At 44.6% G+C, this 2,621-nt stretch carries 1 protein-coding gene and 1 pseudogene; both read left to right on the top strand.

Annotation, left to right across the window (positions count from 1 at the left end; all coding sequences use genetic code 11):
• Window positions 1-44 precede the first annotated feature (44 nt).
• Window positions 45-1,217, top strand: a pseudogene (locus tag P5674_RS24100) (group II intron reverse transcriptase).
• Window positions 1,218-1,360: 143 nt separating this feature from the next.
• Window positions 1,361-2,239 carry a lipoyl synthase gene (gene lipA, locus P5674_RS24095; RefSeq protein ID WP_006615955.1) on the top strand — a complete coding sequence of 293 codons (879 nt, stop codon included), beginning with the start codon at window positions 1,361-1,363 and terminating at the stop codon, window positions 2,237-2,239.
• The last annotated feature ends 382 nt before the right edge of the window (window positions 2,240-2,621 follow it).

Below are 2,621 nucleotides of genomic sequence, written 5' to 3'. Positions count from 1 at the left end.
TGACTCCATTCTCGACCCCTAACATATAGCGAAATGCTCTTACCGTGAACCATGATTATCTACTTTCCAAAATTCATTGTCCAAGCAGCCTGAAAAGAGACTTGAAACAATGGCTCAAAGCGGGTGTGCTAGATAACGGTGTATTCGAGGATACAGAAACAGGGACACCTCAAGGAGGGGTAATAAGTCCAATACTCGCCAACATCGCACTGTTGGGAATGGAAAGGCTAGTTAAAGGAATGTATCCAAATAAAGGCACAGCCACTCAGGTAAACTTTATAAGATATGCCGATGATTTTGTGGTCATATCCAAAGACCTAGAAATCATTGAACAGTGCAAAACTGCTATTTCCGAATGGTTAAAACCTGTAGGACTAAAAATTAAACCCGAAAAGACTCGAATATGCCATACACTCAATCCCATTGAGTACGAAGGTAAAACAGAGGAACCAGGGTTTGATTTTCTAGGATTCAACATCAGGCAATACCCTATAGGAAAATATCAATCCGGGAAAACAGGTGGAGCGGCGAGCCGATTAATCGGACACAAAACCCACATTAAACCCAGCAATAAGGCAGTTAAAGCTCACACAGAAGTGATTAAAGGTGTAATCAGGAAGCATAAAACAGCACCTCAATCAGCCCTGATAAGCAGACTAAACCCAATAATACGAGGTTGGTCAAACTACTATTCAGGGGTAGTTTCAACAGAAGCCTTCAATAAACTAGACCATATAGTCTGGGAAATGTTAAGAGCATGGACAGTTTGAAGATGCGGAAGGGCAAACCTACATGAAAAGCTAAGAAACTATTTCAGTCACGGAACGGTTAAACTTAGCAATAGGAAAGAAAGGTATGAAACTTGGTTATTCAAGACCAAGGATGGATTTCAGTTATGGAAACACAATTGGACTCCGATTGTCAGACACACCCTAATACGCCCAGACGCAACACTTGATGACGGAAACTGGACTTACTGGGCAACCAGAAAAGGACAAGCAATTGACACACCAAATAGGGTAGCAAAACTACTCAAAAAGCAAAAAGGCAAGTGTACCTGGTGCGGGCAATACTTTACCCCATCAGACTTAGTTGAAGTAGACCACATTGTACCTAGAAGCCACGGTGGAAAGGATGAATACAAAAATCTTCAACTGCTACACCGCCACACCCGCGACAATAAGACGGCATTAGATGACGCAAAGCTGTGTTCTTAACAAAAGAAGCAATCAAACTAGGAGCCGTCTGAAGGGAAAACTTTCATGCACGGTTCTGAATGGGAGGGGTAGACCGTGAGGTCTATCTCGACCACTAATTGAACTAATTGGCTAAAATCAAGCTAAACATATCATGAGCTACTATGGTATCTAAACCCGATTGGTTGAGAGTTAAAGCGCCCCAGTTCGAGCGCGTTGGGAACGTTAAAGGGATCCTGCGGGATCTGGGATTAAATACTGTCTGTGAAGAGGCTTCCTGTCCGAATATTGGGGAATGCTTCAACGCGGGGACGGCTACATTTTTGATTATGGGTCCGGCTTGTACCCGCGCCTGTCCCTATTGTGATATTGACTTTGAGAAAAAACCACAGGCTCTTGATCGGACAGAACCGGAAAGATTGGCTGAGGCGGTGCGACGGATGCAGTTAAATCATCTGGTGATTACGTCGGTGAACCGGGATGATTTACCTGATGGGGGAGCATCTCAATTTGTCCGCTGTATTGAATCGGTACGATCGCTATCTCCCAAAACTACCATAGAGGTATTAATCCCAGACCTGTGTGGCAATTGGGAAGCCCTAGAGACCATTCTACAGGCTAAACCAGAAGTCCTCAACCATAATACTGAAACTGTCCAACGATTATATCGGCGGGTTCGTCCCCAGGGTGACTATCACCGTAGTTTAGAATTATTAAGGCGATCGCGACAAATCGCCCCGTGGTTATATACCAAATCTGGGTTAATGGTAGGATTAGGTGAAACCGATGCAGAAATCCGCCAAGCCATGGTAGATCTGCGAGAGGTTGACTGCGATATCCTGACCCTAGGACAATACCTGCAACCGAGTTCTAAGCATCTGGCTGTAGCTGATTTTATTCCCCCGGAACAATTTGCGACTTGGAAAGCCTACGGGGAGTCTCTAGGGTTCTTACAAATTGTCGCTTCTCCCCTGACTCGTAGTTCCTACCATGCTGAACAGGTGCAGAAGTTGATGCAGCTTTACCCTCGCAGTTCCAATTAGCCAGCCATCAAAGTAGTAGCAGGTGAAAGGCTAATTGTGATCATGATCTCAGTGCGAGACGTTTAGGCATCAAATAGGGCTGCAATGCCCGAAATAACTGCCTAGTGGGGACTCCAACCCCTTGGTTGGATATAAGAAGCGAGCTGATGGCCATCCTCATAACTGTTTATATGTCCCAACGCTTGGACATGACCTTCCAAGCAAGGCAGGGAGCTCAAGGTCACAAAACAATTTGCTGAGTGGAGTCGTGACCCATTTCAGTAGAGAGCATGATTTAATCTCAAATTAGGTTAATATTTTAGGGCAATATGGTATAATAAGCGAGAAGTGCGAGACGTTTAGGAGTCAAATAAGGCTGCAATGCCTGAAATAACCTCCTAGT

Source organism: Limnospira sp. PMC 289.06 (assembly GCF_032350395.1).
Classification (GTDB): domain Bacteria; phylum Cyanobacteriota; class Cyanobacteriia; order Cyanobacteriales; family Microcoleaceae; genus Limnospira; species Limnospira platensis.
Note: the sequence above shows the minus strand (reverse complement) of the source record. Positions and strands in the feature narration are given on the sequence as shown.

What these genes read in the sequence shown, in the direction of transcription:
- lipA (WP_006615955.1), top strand. Translation starts at nt 1,361, where the DNA reads ATGGTATCTAAACCCGATTGGTTGAGAGTTAAAGCGCCCCAGTTCGAG.